The 16,558-nt window shown below is 68.4% G+C and carries 16 protein-coding genes and 1 pseudogene; 8 read left to right on the top strand and 9 right to left on the bottom strand.

The features are described from left to right. The first annotated feature begins 24 nt into the window (after window positions 1–24). Window positions 25–1,020 (top strand): hypothetical protein, encoded by a 996-nt coding sequence (locus tag AA983_RS09580; protein ID WP_047312013.1) that lies wholly within the window; start codon window positions 25–27, stop codon window positions 1,018–1,020. A gap of 139 nt (window positions 1,021–1,159) precedes the next feature. On the opposite strand, the gene AA983_RS15920 is transcribed toward AA983_RS09580, so the two are convergent. Next, window positions 1,160–1,294: a hypothetical protein gene (locus tag AA983_RS15920; RefSeq protein ID WP_255352623.1), complete on the bottom strand. Its 135-nt coding sequence runs from the start codon at window positions 1,292–1,294 to the stop codon at window positions 1,160–1,162. Between the two features lie 60 nt (window positions 1,295–1,354). Here AA983_RS15920 and AA983_RS09575 point away from each other — a divergent pair. Beyond that, window positions 1,355–2,254: pseudogene (locus tag AA983_RS09575) on the top strand (CapA family protein); the annotation flags it as partial. Window positions 2,255–2,258: 4 nt separating this feature from the next. Here AA983_RS09575 and AA983_RS09570 read toward each other — a convergent pair. Next, window positions 2,259–3,050 carry a TSUP family transporter gene (locus AA983_RS09570; protein WP_047312209.1) on the bottom strand — a complete coding sequence of 264 codons (792 nt, stop codon included), beginning with the start codon at window positions 3,048–3,050 and terminating at the stop codon, window positions 2,259–2,261. 128 nt (window positions 3,051–3,178) lie between these two features. Continuing rightward, a complete protein-coding gene (locus AA983_RS09565; protein ID WP_129665254.1) occupies window positions 3,179–4,939 on the bottom strand; it encodes a proline--tRNA ligase in 1,761 nt (586 codons plus the stop codon). A 115-nt stretch (window positions 4,940–5,054) separates the two neighbouring features. On the opposite strand from AA983_RS09565, the gene AA983_RS09560 reads away from it, so the two are divergent. Next, window positions 5,055–5,777 (top strand): TIGR00266 family protein, encoded by a 723-nt coding sequence (locus tag AA983_RS09560; RefSeq protein ID WP_047312010.1) that lies wholly within the window; start codon window positions 5,055–5,057, stop codon window positions 5,775–5,777. A 100-nt stretch (window positions 5,778–5,877) separates the two neighbouring features. Beyond that, window positions 5,878–6,834 carry a dihydropteroate synthase gene (gene folP, locus AA983_RS09555; RefSeq protein WP_047312009.1) on the top strand — a complete coding sequence of 319 codons (957 nt, stop codon included), beginning with the start codon at window positions 5,878–5,880 and terminating at the stop codon, window positions 6,832–6,834. A 27-nt stretch (window positions 6,835–6,861) separates the two neighbouring features. On the opposite strand, the gene AA983_RS09550 is transcribed toward folP, so the two are convergent. From AA983_RS09550 to ispG, 3 genes are read right to left on the bottom strand one after another with little or no spacing between them, the layout of a single operon-like run. Beyond that, a complete protein-coding gene (locus AA983_RS09550) occupies window positions 6,862–7,278 on the bottom strand; it encodes a hypothetical protein (protein WP_047312008.1) in 417 nt (138 codons plus the stop codon). A gap of 9 nt (window positions 7,279–7,287) precedes the next feature. After that, complete coding sequence (locus AA983_RS09545) at window positions 7,288–8,127, bottom strand: GNAT family N-acetyltransferase (protein ID WP_047312007.1); 840 nt, start codon at window positions 8,125–8,127, stop codon at window positions 7,288–7,290. An 8-nt stretch (window positions 8,128–8,135) separates the two neighbouring features. Next, window positions 8,136–9,287 carry a flavodoxin-dependent (E)-4-hydroxy-3-methylbut-2-enyl-diphosphate synthase gene (ispG, locus tag AA983_RS09540; protein WP_047312006.1) on the bottom strand — a complete coding sequence of 384 codons (1,152 nt, stop codon included), beginning with the start codon at window positions 9,285–9,287 and terminating at the stop codon, window positions 8,136–8,138. Window positions 9,288–9,390: 103 nt separating this feature from the next. On the opposite strand from ispG, the gene AA983_RS09535 reads away from it, so the two are divergent. Further along, window positions 9,391–10,131, top strand: coding sequence for a pirin family protein (locus AA983_RS09535; RefSeq protein ID WP_047312005.1), 741 nt, complete (start codon window positions 9,391–9,393; stop codon window positions 10,129–10,131). 14 nt (window positions 10,132–10,145) lie between these two features. Here AA983_RS09535 and AA983_RS09530 read toward each other — a convergent pair whose 3' ends face one another. Together AA983_RS09530 and dxr are read right to left on the bottom strand one after the other, a co-directional pair. Next, window positions 10,146–11,468 carry an RIP metalloprotease gene (locus AA983_RS09530; RefSeq protein ID WP_047312004.1) on the bottom strand — a complete coding sequence of 441 codons (1,323 nt, stop codon included), beginning with the start codon at window positions 11,466–11,468 and terminating at the stop codon, window positions 10,146–10,148. Further along, the gene (gene dxr / locus AA983_RS09525; protein ID WP_047312208.1) at window positions 11,468–12,664 is read right to left on the bottom strand and encodes a 1-deoxy-D-xylulose-5-phosphate reductoisomerase; all 1,197 of its coding nucleotides are present in this window, start codon (window positions 12,662–12,664) and stop codon (window positions 11,468–11,470) included. The genes AA983_RS09530 and dxr overlap by 1 nt, the downstream gene beginning before the upstream one ends. A 116-nt stretch (window positions 12,665–12,780) precedes the next feature. On the opposite strand from dxr, the gene AA983_RS09520 reads away from it, so the two are divergent. Both AA983_RS09520 and AA983_RS09515 read left to right on the top strand, forming a co-directional pair. Further along, on the top strand, window positions 12,781–13,263 hold the full coding sequence (locus tag AA983_RS09520; protein WP_156170325.1) for a hypothetical protein: 483 nt from the start codon (window positions 12,781–12,783) through the stop codon (window positions 13,261–13,263). Window positions 13,264–13,268: 5 nt separating this feature from the next. Further along, complete coding sequence (locus AA983_RS09515) at window positions 13,269–13,592, top strand: transcriptional regulator (protein WP_047312002.1); 324 nt, start codon at window positions 13,269–13,271, stop codon at window positions 13,590–13,592. A 229-nt stretch (window positions 13,593–13,821) separates the two neighbouring features. Here AA983_RS09515 and AA983_RS09510 read toward each other — a convergent pair whose 3' ends face one another. Further along, entirely contained in the window at window positions 13,822–15,201 is a 1,380-nt protein-coding gene (locus AA983_RS09510) for an L-serine ammonia-lyase (protein WP_047312001.1), read from the bottom strand. A gap of 112 nt (window positions 15,202–15,313) precedes the next feature. Here AA983_RS09510 and AA983_RS09505 point away from each other — a divergent pair, with 112 nt between their 5' ends. Then, complete coding sequence (locus tag AA983_RS09505) at window positions 15,314–16,555, top strand: trans-acting enoyl reductase family protein (protein ID WP_047312000.1); 1,242 nt, start codon at window positions 15,314–15,316, stop codon at window positions 16,553–16,555. Window positions 16,556–16,558: the final 3 nt, after the last annotated feature.

The following is a 16,558-nucleotide window of genomic DNA, read 5'->3' as shown; positions in this document are numbered from 1 at the left end:
CGTCGTCCGTGGGACGATGAGCGCATGCCGTCTGCTCGTCCCCCTCACGCGCTCGCCCGTCGCACCTTCGTCGCAGCCGCGCTCGTCGCACCGCTCGCCGGGTGCGGGCTCCGGCTCGAGAGTGACGCCCCCGTTCCCGGCCCCAAGGCGGAGCCCGCGCCTGACACGAAACCGCTCGAGCAGGTTCGCGCCTGGCTCGTCGAAGCGATGACGGCCGCGGAGCGCGAGACCATCCACCATGCCCAGGCCGGAACTGCGCAGAAGTTGCACAACGCCCAACTCGACCGTCTCGACGCGACGCTGAAGGGCCTGGGTGCCACGACGCTTCCGTCGGTGACGGCAACCGGCACACCGAGTGCTCCGCCGACGAGCTCGAGTTCGTCGACCCCCGCGAGCACGCCGAGTTCGTCGCCCGAGCAGGTCCCGCCGTCGGCATCCCCCTCGGCCTCGCCCACCGGCGAATCGACGTCGTGGACGAGGGCCGAGAGCGTCTGGGCCGGAGCACAGGCAGCAGTCGTCCTGCAGCGCCTCAGCAGGAACTCACGGCCGGTCGCCCTGGCGATCGCTGCCGCGAGTCTCGCGTCGTTACGACCCGCCGACATCACCGTCCGGTGGCCCTCGACCATCGCCATGCCCCGAACCGACGGCACTCTCCTCGCGTCCGTCGAAGCAGTCATCGACGCCCTCGAGTGGTCGGCGGCTCGCACCAAGCTCTCCGCGCGCGAGGAGATCACCGCGCAGCTCGAGTGGGCCTATGCTGCGCGCTCACTCACCCAAGCCGGCATGCCCGCGCAGGCCGCCGGCAAACGCGCGCCCTGGCGCACGTACTCCACCCACGCGCAGGCTCACGACGTGGCCCGCAAGGCCGCGTTGGGAGTCGTGTCGGGCGCTGCCAAGGTCTCGTCCTCCACGAAGAGCGCACACGAAGCTGCGGGGTTGCTCTCGGTCTGGTCCGGGGCGGCTGCGGTGGCCGAGCAGCTCGGCGAACCGCTGCGTCCGCTTCCCGGACTCTCCGCCTGATGGGTCGTTCACCACGACCTACGATGCGTCCCATGCGGACCCGCGCCCACGCCACCGTCCTCGCGGCCGCGCTCGTTCTCCCCGCGGGATGCTCCTCGGGCTCGTCGACATCGTCGCCGTCGGCCACCTCGGCGAGCAGTCACTCCTCCTCCGAGTCGAGCACCACACCGAACTCGCAGGCTCCCTCCGGTTCGGGCACTTCCTCGATCCCCGCGCCGAAACCGGTCACCGGCAGGCCCGCCACGATCACCATCGGTGCCTCCGGTGACCTCATCGCCCACGCGAGCACCGTCGCGCAGGCGCGAGCGGCCGCGGGAGGGCGGGGCTACGCCTTCGCCCCTTCTTCGCAGCCCTCAAGCCGACGGTCGGGGCCCCGACGATCTCCATCTGTCAGATGGAGAATCCGCTGTCGCGCACGAACACGGATCTTTCGGTCGAGTACAGCTTCAACGCGCCACGCGAGTTCGCTACAGCGACGCGATCAATGGGCTTCGACGGGTGCAGCACGGCCAACAACCACACGTGGGACCGGGGCCAGAAGGGCATGGAGGAGACGCGCGAAGTCCTCGCGGCCAACCATCTCAAAGCCTCCGGCCCCGGGACGAAGGCGGGCGAGAAGGGCCAGCCCGTGTTCTACGAGGCCAACGGTCTGAAGGTCGCGCAGCTGTCGTACAGCTACAGCCTCATCAACGCTGTCGGCGACCAGTCGAGCGTGCCGAAGGAAGCGCCTTGGTTGAAGGACGCCATGTGGTTCACACGCACGTCCAAGGGCGTCGTCAAGGATGCCGCCGCAGCGCGCGCCCAGGGCGCGGACCTCGTGCTCGTCTCCATGCACTGGGGTTATGAGTACGAAGGGGTCAACGCTCAGCAGAAGCAGGTGACGGCGGAGCTGATGCGCTCCGGCCAGGTCGACTGGATCATCGGCAACCACCCGCACGTCGTACAACCCTGCGACAAGGTGAACGGTCGCTATGTGACCTACTCGCTCGGCAACTTCTTCAGCGGGCAGATCGCGGCGATCAAGCCAGGAACCGCCGAGCGAGCGTTCGCCGCCGTGACCTTCGAGCGGGACGCAGCCGGCAAGTGGAAACAGTCGATGACGTTCCAGCCGACCTACCAGAACCAGACGACGCGACACGTGGAACTGGCGAGCCCGACCTCGAACGCCGACTCCTACCGCAAGACAGTCAGGACGATGGGTCTCATGGGCTGCGACGCAAAACCGGCGAGCTGAGCCGTCAGACGAGCCCGAACTGGTGCGCTGTGTCGTAGCCGATCTTGACCACGAACGCGCCCACGACGAGCACGAAAACGACGCGGACGAACCCGGCACCCTTCGACACGGCCGTGCGCGCGCCGACGTAGCCGCCGGCGAGGTTGGCCAGCCCGAGCACGAGCCCGACCTTCCACATCACCGCTCCGGCGGGGATGAAGACGAAGAGGGATGCCAGGTTGGTGGCGAAGTTCGCGAGCTTCGCCTTGGCCGACGCCTCGAGGAAGCGGTATCCGAGCAGGCTCACGAGGGCGAAGACGAAGAAGCTGCCCGTGCCGGGGCCGAGAGCGCCGTCGTAGAAACCGACGCCGAGCCCGATGGCCGCAGCCGTGCCGTAGTGACGGCGCGTTCCGGCGTGACGCAGGTTCTCGAGCTGACCCATGGACGGCTTGAGGAGGGTGTAGGCACCCACGCAGACGAGCACGACGAGGATGATCGGGTTGAAGGCCGAGCGCGGGATGTGGCTCGCGACGGCGGCGCCTGCCACCGAACCGGCAAACGAGAAGCCCGCCAGCGGTAGGGCTGTGCGCAGGTCAGGTTTGACTCGGCGCAGATACGTCGCGGAACTCACCGACGTGCCGCAGATCGAGCCCAGCTTGTTCGTCGCGAGCAACTGTGCCGGGGCAGCGTGCGGAAACGCGACCATGAGAGCGGGCAACTGCACGAGCCCGCCACCGCCGACGACGGCGTCGATCCAGCCGGCGCAGGCAGCAGCCAGGCCGAGCAGGACGAGGGTCATCAGCTCCGGGTCGTTCACCACGACATCGTCGTGCAGCCACTCGGCTGCGGCAACTCGGTCTCACGTGCGACGCGGCCGGGTCTCCACACGCACGAGGGCCCCGACATCGGCGCCGGGGCCCTCGTGGGCGAGAAGGAGGGCGCGGATCAGCCGCGGACGTCCGTGACGACGGCCTGCGTCAGCTCTGCAAGGGGGACGTCACGCTTGTCGCCGCTGCGGCGGTCCTTCACCTCGACGACGCCGTCGGCCAGGCCGCGGCCGAGCACGACGATCGTCGGCACGCCGATGAGCTCGGCGTCCTTGAACTTCACGCCGGGGCTCACCTTCGGGCGGTCGTCGTACAGCACGTCGAGACCCTGTGCCTCGAGGTCGGCGACGACCTTCTCGGCCTGCTCGTAGACGGAGGCGTCCTTGCCCGTGGCGACGACGTGCACGTCGAACGGCGCGATGTGGCGCGGCCAGATGAGGCCGAGCTCGTCGAGGTTGCTCTCGGCGATGGCGGCCACCGCGCGCGAGACGCCGATGCCGTAGGAGCCCATTGTCACCGTGACGAGCTTGCCGTTCTCGTCGAGCACCTTGAGACCGAGGGCCTCGGCGTACTTCGTGCCGAGCTGGAAGATGTGCCCCATCTCGATACCGCGTGCGAGCGTGAGCGGCCCGGAACCGTCGGGCGCCGGGTCGCCTTCCTTGATCTGCGCGGCCTGGATCGTGCCGTCAGCGGTGAAGTCACGGCCGTGCACGAGGTCGATGACGTGCTTGCCGGCTTCGTCCGCGCCGGTCACCCACGCCGAACCCTCGGCGATGCTCGGGTCGAGCAGGTAGCGGATGCCGCTGCTGTTCGACTCCCCCAGGACGCCCGGGCCGATGTAGCCCTTGGCCAGCATCGGGAAGGTGGCGAAGTCCTTCTCCTCGAAGGCCTCGACGTCGGCCGGCGACACCTGCGCCTCGAGACGCTTGGCGTCGACCTCGCGGTCACCGGGCACACCGATGGCCAGGGGTTCACGCGTGCCGTCGGGGTGGACGAGCATGACGAGGACGTTCTTGAGCGTGTCGGCGGCGGCCCACTCACGGCCGTCCGTGCGCGGATGGTTCGCGTTGAGGGCCGCGACGAGCGTGTCGATCGTCGGGGTGTCAGGTGTGTCCTCGACATGCGCGGCGCCGGCGGTCACCTCGATGGGCTCGGCCTGCGGCACGACGACGGCCTCGACGTTGGCGGCGAATCCCCCGGGGCTGCGCACGAAGGTGTCCTCACCGTGCGGGCTGACGGCGAGGAACTCCTCCGAGGCGCTGCCACCCATGGCGCCGGAGTCGGCGTGGACGGCGACGTACTCGAAGCCGAGGCGGTCGAAGATCTTGACGTACGCACCGCGGTGCTTGAGGTAGTTCTCCTCGAGGCCCTCGGGCGTGTGGTCGAACGAGTAGGAGTCCTTCATGATGAACTCGCGTCCGCGCAGCAGACCGGCGCGGGGACGCGCCTCGTCGCGGTACTTCGTCTGGATCTGGAACAGGATCGTGGGCAGTTCCTTGTAGCTCGAGAACATGTCCTTCACAGTGACCGTGAACATCTCCTCGTGCGTGGGGCCGAGCAGCATGTCGACGCCCTTGCGATCGGCGAGGCGGAACAGGTTCGGGCCGTACTCCTCCCAACGACCCGTGGCCTCGTAGGGCTCACGCGGCAGGAGGGCGGGGAAGCTCAGTTCCTGACCACCGATGGCCTCCATCTCCTCGCGGACGATGGCCTCCACCTTGCGCAGCACCTTGAGGCCCAGCGGCAGCCAGGTGTAGATGCCGGGGGCGGCGCGACGCACATAGCCCGCGCGCACGAGCAACTGGTGACCCGGCAGCTCGGCGTCCGAAGGGTTCTCGCGAAGCGTTCGCAGGAACAGGTTGGACATGCGCTGTGCCACGTTGGCTCTCCTCGATCTCGGGTGACGAGCCCACCTACGGGGCAATCGTCATACCGGCCAATGATAGTCGGCCAGAACCCCCGAAACTCACCGCCTCCGCTGCCATGATGGCGGTATGCAGATCAACCTCCGCCACAACCCTTCGTTCGCCGTGGCCCGCATGTTCCTCGCGCCCGGAGAGCCCGTCCAGGTCGAGTCCGGCGCGATGATGGCGCACTCCCCCGGCGTGCAGATCTCAAGCAAGGCAGCGGGCGGCGTCATGCAGGGCCTGAAGCGCTCCGTGCTCGCCGGTGAGTCATTCTTCACCACCACCTACACGGCGCCCCAGAACGGGGGTTGGGTCGACGTTGCCGGCGTCTTGCCCGGCGACATCCTGCCGATCGAGATGCGCCCCGACCGCCCGTTCTTCGTGGCTCGCGGTAACTGGATGGCGAACAGCTACGGCACGGAGATCTCCTCGAAGTTCGGCGGCATGGGCAACCTCTTCGGTGGTGAGGGCGGCTTCGGTCTGCAGGCCAGCGGCGAGGGTCTCGTCCTCCTGTCCGTCTACGGTGCCATCGACATCGTTGACCTGCAGCCCGGCGAGCAGGTCGTCATCGACACGGGCCACGTCGTCGCGTACGACCTCAACATGCAGTTCCGCACCCGCCGCGCCGTCGAGGGCAAGTCGATCCAGTCGATGAAGTCCGGCGAGGGTCTGGTGTTCGACTTCGTCGGCCCCGGCCGCGTCTACCTGCAGTCACGTAACCCGTCGGCGTTCGCCGCGTGGGCGTCCAGCATCGCCCCGAGCGGCAACCAGTCCGGCGGCCTCGGGGGCGTCTTCAACGCCTTCAACTGAAGGCGCACTCGACGCACGACGAGGGCGCGCACCCTTCTAGGGGTGCGCGCCCTCCGTGCGAACAGCACGCTCGCCCGCGTCGCCCCAGTAGAGTCGCCGCGTGCCCAACAATCCGCACGACCGACTCGCGTCCCCGGCTCCCCTCGTCTTGCGGGGTCGACGCTTCGACGCGCGACAGCCGGCCGTCATGGCGATCGTCAACCGCACCCCCGACTCCTTCTACGCGGGCAACCGACACTCCGATCTCGACGACGCCCTGACCGCGCTCGACACGGCGGTCTCCGAGGGCGCGGACATCATCGACGTCGGCGGAGTACGGGCAGGCGGCAAGGGTGCGTGGGTGAGTGCGGAGGAGGAAACGGACCGGGTACTGCCCTTCCTCCTCGAGGCCCGGCGGCGTCATCCCGACGTGGTGCTGTCGCTCGACACGTGGCGCTCCGAGGTCGTCCTCGCCTGCGCCGACGCGGAGATCGACCTCGTCAACGACACCTGGGCCGGGCACGACGGTGAGCTCGCCACCGTCGCGGCCCGAATCGGGGCAGGCATCGTGTGCAGTCACACGGGCGGGCTGCCCCCGCGCACCGACCCCGTCGCCATCACCTACGGCGACGACGAGCTCGACGTTGTGGACGACGTCGTGCGAGCCCTCGCCGTGGAGGCGGACCGAGTGCGAGCTGCGGGTGTGCCGGACGAACGCATCCTGCTCGACCCGACGCTCGACTTCGGCAAGACGACCCGCCACTCCCTCACGGTGCTACGCCACAGCGCCGACGTCGTCGCGCTCGGCCTGCCGGTCATGCAGGCCATCTCACGCAAGGACTTCGTCGGGGAGAGCCTCGACCTCCCGGCCGACGAGCGGCTCGAGGGGTCGCTCGGGGCCACCGCCGTCGCGGCGTGGCTCGGTGTGACTGTCTTTCGTGCTCACGACGTGCGTGCGACGCGAAGGGTGCTGGACATGGTGGCCTCGATCCGCGGCGATCGACCGCCTGCCCGCGCCGTCCGTGGTGAAGCGCCCGACGGCGTGGAGGCAACGCTGCTGCGTCACCCGCGGGGCTGAACGACGCAGCCCTAGGAGCGGCTCTCTCTAGCCGCGGCCGCCCCGAGCAATCGCGACGCTCGAGCGGATGAGCGGCCACTGCAGCGGAAGACGTGCCACGCTCAGGGCGCGCTGCACCTCACGCTGCGGCGTGCTGCCACGGCGCGTGATGCGCGAGTGCGCCTGACGCGCCATCTCGACGTTGGCGGGGAACACCGCCACGAGCAGAGCAGCCGACGCGGCGCCTGCAACCTCACGGGTGCGCGGCGTGAGCATCCCTGCTGCACAGGTCAGTTCGGCGACACCACTCACATAGACGAGCTCACGACGTCGCGGCAGTTGCTTCGGCACTATGCCCTCGAACACCTGAGGCTTGACGAGGTGGATGACGCCGGAGACGACGTACGCGCCGACAAGGCCCCGCGCCACCGGCGTGAGGTGAGTGATGTTCGCTCGCAAGTCCATGACGATCTCCTAGAGGATGACGGTGGCGAAAGTGCCCACGCGCTCGAAGCCCGCCGTGAGGTAGGCACGCAGCGCCGGGAGGTTGTAGTCGTTGACGTAGAGACTCACGGTATCCGCATGAGCCTGCTCGACGAGGTCGGCGACGGCGGCCATGCACGGTGCGGCGAGACCGCGCCCTCGATGGCTCGGCTCCACCCAGACGCCCTGGATCTGCGCCACGCCCGACGCGAGCGAGCCTACGTCCGCCTTGAACACGATCTCGTCACCTTCGGTGACGACGTAGGTGCGCCCCTGCTCGACGAGACGTGCGATGCCGGCGCGGTACACCGCGTCGCTGCCGACGTACGGGCGGTACCCGATCTCCTCGGTGAACATCGCAGCGGCAGCGGGAACGAGAGCGTCGAGGTCGTCACGCCGTGCCGGGCGGACGCGCCGGTCGGGAGTGACCCCGGTCTTCTCTCGCGCCGAGCGCGACGCCAACATGAGAGGTTGCTCGGGTCGGTAGGACATGGGCTCACCGAAGGAGCCACGCAGGTGGTTCCACAGGGCAAGCGTCTGGTCGGCCGGACCGAAGAGCGAGGCAAAGCGCCGCTTGCCGCGCCGAAGGCGACTCGCGTACCGGGCGACGTCCTCGGACGCGAGGTTCACCGGCACGACGTTGGCCGAAGCCCACACCATCGAGCGCAACGGCGAGCCGCCGAGACCGAAGGCCACTCCCCCGGCGCCGAGCAGGCCCTCGTCGAGACGTGCGGCGACGAAGACGTTGTGGACGCGGTCGAGGTCGCACAGCGCACGGGCGTCGTCGACGTCGGCCGCACTGAGCGTCCGAACGCCGGAGGTGCGCAGCATGCGGGGCGTCAGCTGACGGAGACCGAGGGCGCGCCGCCCTCGGCGTCCTCGCCCATCTCCTCGGCGATGCGCATGGCCTCTTCGATGAGGGTTTCGACGATCTGCGACTCGGGCACCGTCTTGATGACCTCACCCTTGACGAAGATCTGGCCCTTGCCGTTACCGGAGGCGACGCCGAGGTCGGCCTCACGGGCCTCGCCCGGACCGTTGACGACGCAGCCCATGACGGCGACGCGCAACGGCACCTCCATGCCTTCGAGGCCCTTCGTCACCTGCTCGGCGAGCGTGTAGACGTCGACCTGCGCACGGCCACAGCTGGGGCAGCTCACGATCTCGAGCTTGCGTGGCTTGAGGTTGAGCGACTGCAGGATCTGGTTGCCGACCTTGACCTCTTCGACCGGCGGGGCCGACAGGCTGACGCGGATCGTGTCGCCGATGCCGCGCGAGAGCAGGGCGCCGAACGCCGTGGCGGACTTGATCGTGCCCTGGAAGGCGGGGCCGGCCTCCGTGACGCCGAGGTGGAGCGGCCAGTCGCCGCGCTCGGCGAGCATCTCGTAGGCGCGCACCATGACGACCGGGTCGTTGTGCTTGACCGAGATCTTGAAGTCGTGGAAGTCGTGCTCCTCGAAGAGGCTCGCCTCCCAGACGGCCGACTCGACGAGCGCCTCAGCGGTCGGCTTGCCGTACTTCTCGAGCAGACGCTTGTCGAGCGAACCGGCGTTGACGCCGATGCGGATGGAGACACCCGCGTCCTTCGCCTCCTTGGCGATCTGCTTGACCTGGTCGTCGAACTTGCGGATGTTGCCCGGGTTGACGCGCACACCTGCACAGCCCGCCTCGATGGCGGCGTAGACGTACTTGGGCTGGAAGTGAATGTCGGCGATGACGGGGATCTGCGCCTTGCGAGCGATGGCGGGCAGCGCCTCCGCGTCGTCCTGGCTCGGGCAGGCCACGCGCACGATGTCGCAACCAGACGCCGTGAGCTCGGCGATCTGCTGGAGCGTGGCGTTGATGTCCGTCGTCGGCGTCGTCGTCATCGACTGCACGGAGATGGGTGCGTCACCACCGACGTCGACCTTGCCGACCTTGATCTTGCGGGTCTTGCGGCGGGGCGCGAGGACAGGTGCGGGGGCCGAGGGCATCCCAAGAGAAACCGGCATGCGCCAATCCTAAGCCTGCCGATAGGATGCCCGCTCCCCGCCGGCTGGGAATCGCCTCTGCCCGGCGGACGTTGGCCCGAACGTGACGACCCCTCAGCCTCTGATGCGTCTGTACCCGGCGAGTGAGCGCTCGGAGCAGCGCGTCGACGGGATGCTCGGGCGCTTCTCCTTCCCGTTCGCGGGCAACTTCGACCTCGCCAGGTACGCGCACGGCGCACTCCTCGTGCACAACGACGACATCATTGATCCGGGCGGTGGCGTCGACCCGCACCGCCACAGCGAGATGGAGATCGTCACGTGGGTCGTCGAGGGCGAGGTACGCCACACCGACACCGCCGGGCACACCGCGCACCTCACCGCAGGCACGATGCAGCGCATGAGCGCGGGCACCGGCATCCTGCACTCCGAACTCAACCCGAGTGACTCAGACCCCGCGCGCGTCGTTCAGATGTGGGTGCCGCCGGACACCCCGCGCCTTCGCCCTGCCTACGCGCAGCGCCACCTGAGTGACGCGCTCGACGAGGCCGCGCAGGAGGGCCGTGCCGTGACCGCGCTGTCCGGGCGTGAGGGCGAGGAGCCGGGACTCGGCATCGCCAACCACTGGGTGGCCCTCGACATCGCCAGAGTTCTACCGGGTCGCGAGGTCTCGTTTGCTGCCGCGCCGCACACGCACCTCTACGTCACGCGAGGCGCACTCGAGGTGAGGGCCGACGACGTCGACACCTCGATCGAGGCGGGCGAGGGTGATGCCGTGCGCGGCTCGTGGACCGGCGCCCTCACGGCGCGTTCGGCGAGCGACGACGTCACCGAGGTGCTCGTCTGGCGGATGCACGCCAACTTCTGAGCGGTACGTCCCGATCAGTTGAACGTGATCGGCTTGACGACGTCGGCGTAGATGAGCAGCACCGACATGCCGATGAGCAGGATCGAGACGGCGTACGCGATGGGCAGAGCCTTCGTCACGTCGGCGTAGACCGGCCCGGTGATCCCACGAGCACGGGCGATGGGGCGCTTGATCGCCTCCCACAGGGCACCCGCGATGTGGCCACCGTCGAGGGGCATGAGCGGGATGAGGTTGAAGACGAAGAGCGCCAGGTTGAGCGAGGCCAGGAGATTGAGCAGCAAGAGCACCTTTTGCCCGAGCTCCACCTGCTTCGACTCCGCCACATCACCGGCGATGCGCGTGACACCGACGACGGAAATCGGCCCGTTCGGGTCGCGCGCCTCGTCACCGAACGCCGCCTTGGCAACGCCCTGCATCTTGGAGGGAATGTTGAGCACGACGCCGGCGGTCTGCTTGAGGCTCTCGCCGAGCATCGGCACGGCGGCCGCCGGGTTGTCGCGCTGAAGGGTGACCTGCCCGATCGACAGCCCGACGAATCCGGCGTCGACCATGACGTCCTTGCCGGTGGCGTCGGTGACGGGGTCGCCCTTTCCGTCGAGCTTGACGACCTTCGTCTTCTTCGGGGTGACGGTGAGCGTGACGTTCTTGCCGTCACGCTCCACGACGAACGGAATGGGCTTGTCGCCATTTTCCCGAATGACGCGCGTGGCGTCGCGATTGCTCGAGACCTTCTGACCGGCGACGGAGACGATCTCGTCACCGAGCTTGATGCCGCTCGAGGCGGCCGGTGCTTCCTGACCGGCGGGGCACTCCGCGCCGTCGGCGACCTTCGTCAGACACGTGGTGAGCGAGGTCACCTTGGTTCCGGCGAGCTTGGGCATGCCGACGCCGGAGACCATGACGACGAGCACGACGGCGGCGATGACGAGGTTCATGAACGGCCCGCCGAACATGACCGTGACCTTCTGCCATGTCTTGAGCTTGTAGAACACCCGGTTCTCGTCGCCGGGGCGCATCTCCTCGTACGACTGCTCACGCACCTCGTCGGCGAGTTGGGTGAAGCGGCCGGTCGACGAAGCCCGCACGGTGCCTTCGGGATCGCCCGCCTTCGGTGGATACATACCGATCATGCGCACGTAGCCACCGAGCGGAATGCCCTTGATGCCGTACTCGGTCTCCTTTCCGTGGCGCGACCAGATGGTCGGGCCGAAGCCGATCATGTACTGCGGCACGCGCACGCCGAACTTCTTCGCGGGCAGCATGTGCCCGCATTCGTGCAGGGCGATCGAGAGCGCGACGCCCGCAACCATGAAGAGCACACCGGCGAGGAACAACATCAGCGGGCCACCTTGTCGATTGCATCGTGGGCTGCGGCTCGTGCCCACGTCTCGGCGGCGAGGACGCCGTCGACGTCGAGTTCACCACTCGTTGCTGTGTGTTGCCCGACGACCTTCTCCACGGTGTCGACGATGTCGAGGAACCCGATGCGCCGATCGTGGAAGGCCTCGACGCACTCCTCGTTCGCGGCGTTGTAGACCGCCGGATAGGTAGCCCCGGCGGCGCCGACCTCACGAGCGAGGCGCACGGCGGGGAACGCCTCGTCGTCGAGGGGTTCGAAGGTCCAGTTCATGGCCTTGGTCCAGTCGATCGGCGTTTCGACGTCAGGGATGCGGTGCGGCCAGTCGAGCCCCATGGCGATGGGCACGAGCATCGTCGGCAGACCGAGTTGAGCGACAACCGCGCCGTCGTGGAACTCGACCATCGAGTGGATGTACTGCTGGGCGTGCACGACCGTCTCGACCCGCTCGATGGGGATGTCGAAGAGCAGGTGCGCCTCGATGACCTCGAGGCCCTTGTTGACGAGGGTGGCCGAGTTGGTCGTGATGACCCTGCCCATGGCGAAGTTGGGGTGTTTGAGCGCCTGCTCGGGCGTGACGTCGCCGAGTTGCTCGCGCGTCATGCCGCGGAAGGGGCCGCCGCTGGCGGTGACGACGAGCTTGCGCACCTCGTGCGCGGCGCCGGAGGTGAGCGACTGTGCGATGGCCGAGTGCTCGGAGTCGACCGGAACGATCTGTCCGGGCTTCTCGAGCTTCTTGACGATCGGGCCGCCAACGATGAGCGACTCCTTGTTCGCGAGCGCCAACGTGCTGCCCGCTTCGAGGGCGGCGACGGTGGGGCGCAGGCCGATGGAACCGGTGATGCCGTTGAGGACGACGTCGGTTCCGACACCGGCCGTGCGGACGGAGGCGTCGTCGCCTACGACGACACGGCTGACCGCGCGCTTGCCCGTCGCCTGGGCGGCATCGGCGATGAGGCTCTCGAGCTTCGCCCGGTCACCCGCTGCGATGCCGACGAGCTCGACGTCGAACTCGACGGCCTGCTGTGCGACGAGCTCGAGGTCACGTCCGCCCGCGCTGAGCGCGACGATGCGGAAGCGCTCGGGGTTGGCCCGGACGATCTGGCACGCCTGAGTGCCGATCGAGCCGGTGGAACCGAGGAGGGAGACGGTGCGCTGCGTTGTCACGTCGTCCATTGTGACGGACGGCTCCGACAATCCCCCACCGACGATGCTGACGCCTGCCGTCCGCGCACCACCGATTTCGAGGCTCACACTTTCCATATCGGAAAGTCAGGGGTAAACTTTCCACCATGGAAAATCACATGGAAGCTCAGGAAGCCCTTCGGGACGTGCAGCTGACGCGTGAGCGCACGGCCGATCGTCTCGTCACGCCGCGCTGGTACCACCCCACGCTGGGCCTTGCCGTTGCCGCCGTGTGCCTCGCCGTGGGTCTCGGCACGTCGCCCACCGGCGTGGCGGTCATGCTCGTGGTGTGCCTTCTCGCCGCAGCGACCATGGGCGCTCTGGTGCGGACCTACCGCGATCGAACGAACGTGTGGGTCGGTCCCGCCCAGGCACGCGGCTCGGCGCGACACTGGTGGATCGGCTACGTCGTCGTCCTCGTCGAGTGCATGGCTGTAGCCGTTTTGCGCGGCGCGTTCGACTGGAGTTACGGCGTGAACGTCGTCGCAGCGGCGCTCGCGTTCGTTGCCACGGTCGTCATGGGACGACGAGTCGACGAGGCTCTGCGTGACGGGATCCGTTCGGGCGGCGTGCAGGCGGCGTCGCGTTGAGCGCTGTGACGCCGGCGTTCGACGAGGTGGTTCACGCGCCGATCCGGTTGCGCATCTGCGTCATGTTGGCGCCGGTCGCCAGCGCGGGGTTCCAGGGTCTGCGCGAGGATCTGGACGTGGCGGACAGCGTGTTGAGCAAGCACCTGAAGACGCTCTCGGAGGCGGGCTACGTTTCGCTGCGCCGCGAGGGTGCGAAGGGCAAGCGGCCGACGACGTGGGTGACGCTCACGAAGGCGGGTCGCATGGCCCTGAACGGCCACCTCGCGGCCTTGGAGCAGCTGGCAGCCCAAGCCTCGACAAGCACATCCGCGACATCGTCAACGCCCTGACCGCGAACAAGATGACCACGGCAAAATAGCCAGCCGAAGAACGGAAGCCGCAACACTCTTCGGAAACAGCACCACGCTGGAAGCGGACCCGTCGAGCGACTGAGTGAGCGAACCGACCGCCGAGCTTGCGAGGCGGAAGGTCGCTCACTCAGTCGCGAAGACGCCCGAAGCGCCGTCGCACCGAGACAGGCCCCCTAGGGCCTGGCCGCAAGACGGCGCAAGGGAGGACTCAGCACTCGATGACGTTCACCGCGAGCCCGCCGCGGGCCGTCTCCTTGTACTTGATGCTCATGTCGCGGCCGGTTTCGCGCATCGTCTTCATGGCCTGGTCGAGGCTGACGGTGTGTTTGCCGTCGCCGCGCTTGGACAGGCGCGCGGCGTTGATGGCTTTGACCGCTGCGATGGCGTTGCGCTCGATGCAGGGGATCTGCACGAGGCCGCCGACGGGGTCGCACGTGAGGCCGAGGTTGTGTTCGATGCCGATTTCGGCGGCGTTCTCGACCTGTTCCGGGTTTCCGCCGAGAACTTCGCAGAGCGCTCCGGAGGCCATGGCGCAGGCGGAGCCGACCTCGCCCTGGCAGCCGACCTCGGCGCCGGAGATGGAGGCGTTCTCCTTGAAGAGGATGCCGATGGCGGCGGCGGTGAGCATGAAGCGCACGATGCCGTCGTCGTCAGCGCCACGCACGAAGGTCGTGTAGTACTTCAGCACCGCGGGGATGACGCCCGCGGCGCCGTTCGTCGGCGCGGTGACGACGCGGCCGCCGGCGGCGTTCTCCTCGTTGACGGCCATGGCGAACAGGTTGACCCAGTCCATGATGTCGAGCGGGTCGACGTGGTCGCCGGGGCCGACCTGGGCGTTGAGGGCGCGACGGATCGCGGGGGCGCGGCGCGGGACCTTGAGGCCGCCGGGCAGCGTGCCCTCGGTGGAGAAGCCGTTCTCGATGCACTGGTCCATGACGGACCACAGGTGCAGCATGCCGGCGCGCACCTCGTCGGCGGAGCGCCACGCGAGTTCGTTGCGCAGCATGACGTCGCTGATCGACAGACCCGTGCGCTCACACACGGCGAGCAGTTCCTTGCCGGTGGAGAAGGGGAACTCGACCTGCGTCGTGTCCTGGACGACGCGGTCGGCGCCGAGGGCGTCCTCGTCGACGACGAAGCCGCCACCGACGGAGTAGTAGACGCGCTCGACGAGGGTGTTGCCGGCGTCGTCGAGGGCGCGGGCGATCATGCCGTTGGGGTGGCCGGGCAACGTCTTGCGACGGTGCAGCACGAGGTCTTCGTCGTCGAGCGGAAGCTCGCGCGTGCCGCCCAACATGATGCGGTGCGACTCCTTGACCTCACGGAAGCGGTCGTCCGCAGTGTCGGTGTCGACCGTCTCCGGGTCCTCCCCCATGAGTCCGAGGACGACGGCCTTGTCGGAACCGTGGCCGTGGCCCGTCTGCCCGAGCGAGCCGCAGAGTTCGACCTGCACTCGGGCCGCGTCGTCGAAGTGGCCTTCGCTTCGCAGGACGTCGAGGAAGCGTGCGGCTGCCCTCATCGGGCCGACGGTGTGTGAGGAGGAGGGCCCGATTCCGATCGAATAGAGCTCGAATGCGCTCAGTGCCATGCGTCACCATCCATCATGCGGACAGATTGGCACACATCTCGGGCGGATTCCCAGTTGAGACGAATCACGAGGCAATCGGCCTCGCCGCAGGCGAGCCGGTAGGCTCGACGACATGACCTCAACAGATCGTGAATTCGACGTAATTCTCTTCGGCGCAACAGGATTCGTCGGGGAGCTCGTAGCCGCAGACCTGGCCGCCCACGCACCCGCCGGCACCCGAATCGCCCTCGCCGGGCGCACCCGCTCCAAAGTTGAGACGGTTCGTCAGAATCTTGGCGCGAACGCCGCGGGATGGGGCATCGTCGAGGCCGATTCGAACGACGAGGCGTCGCTGCGAGCTCTCGCCGAGAGCACCCGTGTCGTCATCTCCACCGTCGGCCCGTACGCGCGTTACGGCTTGCCCCTCGTCGGCGCCTGCGCCACCGCGGGCACGCACTACGTCGACCTCACCGGTGAGGTGCTCTTCGCCCGCGACTGCATCGACCACTACGACGAGGCGGCCCGGGCTTCGGGCGCCCGCATCGTTAATTCGTGTGGTTACGACTCGGTGCCGTCCGACCTGGCGGCCTTCCTCACCGCACAGACCGTTCGTGACGCCGACGACGGCGACCTCGGGGACACCACGGTCTACGCCTCGATGAAGGGCGGGATGAGCGGCGGCACCGTCGCCTCGGCCATTCAGCAGGCCGACGACATGGCCTCGCAGCCCGAACGCCGCAAGATCGCGGGCGACAAGTTCTCCCTCTCCCCCGATCGCGCCGCCGAGCCCGAGGGCGAGTACAAGGACTCGCTCAAGGTCGGTTACTCGGAGGACCTCGAGGCCTGGACTGCGCCGTTCGTCATGGCCTCGTACAACACGCGCATCGTGCGCCGCAGCAACGCCCTGTTCGGCCACGGATACGGCAAGACGTTCCACTACCGCGAGGTGATGAAGGCCGGAGCCGGCCTCAAGGGACGCCTGCGCGCCTACGCCATCGCGGGTGCCCTGGCGGGCGGTTTCGCGGCGCTGGGCAGCCAGAAGGCTCGCCCGATCGTGGAACGCCTCGTGCCCAAGCCGGGCAGTGGGCCGGACGAGAAGTCTCGCGTCAACGGCTTCTTCCGCATGGACCTGCGCACCACCACGACGACGGGCGCACGCTACCGCGGCGTCGTGGCGGCCCAGGGCGACCCGGGGTACAACGCCACCGTCGTCATGCTCGCCGAGGCCGCGCTCACGCTGGCCGAAGGCGACCTGCCGCAGCTGCCGACCGGCGCCGACGGCGGCGTGTTGACTCCTGCGGTCGCACTCGGCATGCCGTACGTCGAGCGCCTGCGCGCGCGTGACTTCACGCTCGAGGCGACGAAGCTTTCCTGACGC

Origin of the sequence: Dermacoccus sp. PE3 (assembly GCF_001021715.1) — a bacterium.
GTDB classification, from domain to species: Bacteria; Actinomycetota; Actinomycetes; order Actinomycetales; family Dermatophilaceae; genus Dermacoccus; species Dermacoccus abyssi.
This window is presented reverse-complemented; position numbering and strand designations above follow the sequence as displayed.

Coding starts and splice junctions, on each gene's coding strand:
- AA983_RS09580 (WP_047312013.1), top strand. CDS start 25: ATGCCGTCTGCTCGTCCCCCTCACGCGCTCGCCCGTCGCACCTTCGTC.
- AA983_RS15920 (WP_255352623.1), bottom strand. CDS start 1,294: ATGAGGTCACCGGAGGCACCGATGGTGATCGTGGCGGGCCTGCCGGTG.
- AA983_RS09560 (WP_047312010.1), top strand. CDS start 5,055: ATGCAGATCAACCTCCGCCACAACCCTTCGTTCGCCGTGGCCCGCATG.
- AA983_RS09550 (WP_047312008.1), bottom strand. CDS start 7,278: ATGGACTTGCGAGCGAACATCACTCACCTCACGCCGGTGGCGCGGGGC.
- AA983_RS09545 (WP_047312007.1), bottom strand. CDS start 8,127: ATGCTGCGCACCTCCGGCGTTCGGACGCTCAGTGCGGCCGACGTCGAC.
- ispG (WP_047312006.1), bottom strand. CDS start 9,287: ATGCCGGTTTCTCTTGGGATGCCCTCGGCCCCCGCACCTGTCCTCGCG.
- AA983_RS09535 (WP_047312005.1), top strand. CDS start 9,391: ATGCGTCTGTACCCGGCGAGTGAGCGCTCGGAGCAGCGCGTCGACGGG.
- AA983_RS09530 (WP_047312004.1), bottom strand. CDS start 11,468: ATGTTGTTCCTCGCCGGTGTGCTCTTCATGGTTGCGGGCGTCGCGCTC.
- dxr (WP_047312208.1), bottom strand. CDS start 12,664: ATGGACGACGTGACAACGCAGCGCACCGTCTCCCTCCTCGGTTCCACC.
- AA983_RS09520 (WP_156170325.1), top strand. CDS start 12,781: ATGGAAAATCACATGGAAGCTCAGGAAGCCCTTCGGGACGTGCAGCTG.
- AA983_RS09510 (WP_047312001.1), bottom strand. CDS start 15,201: ATGGCACTGAGCGCATTCGAGCTCTATTCGATCGGAATCGGGCCCTCC.
- AA983_RS09505 (WP_047312000.1), top strand. CDS start 15,314: ATGACCTCAACAGATCGTGAATTCGACGTAATTCTCTTCGGCGCAACA.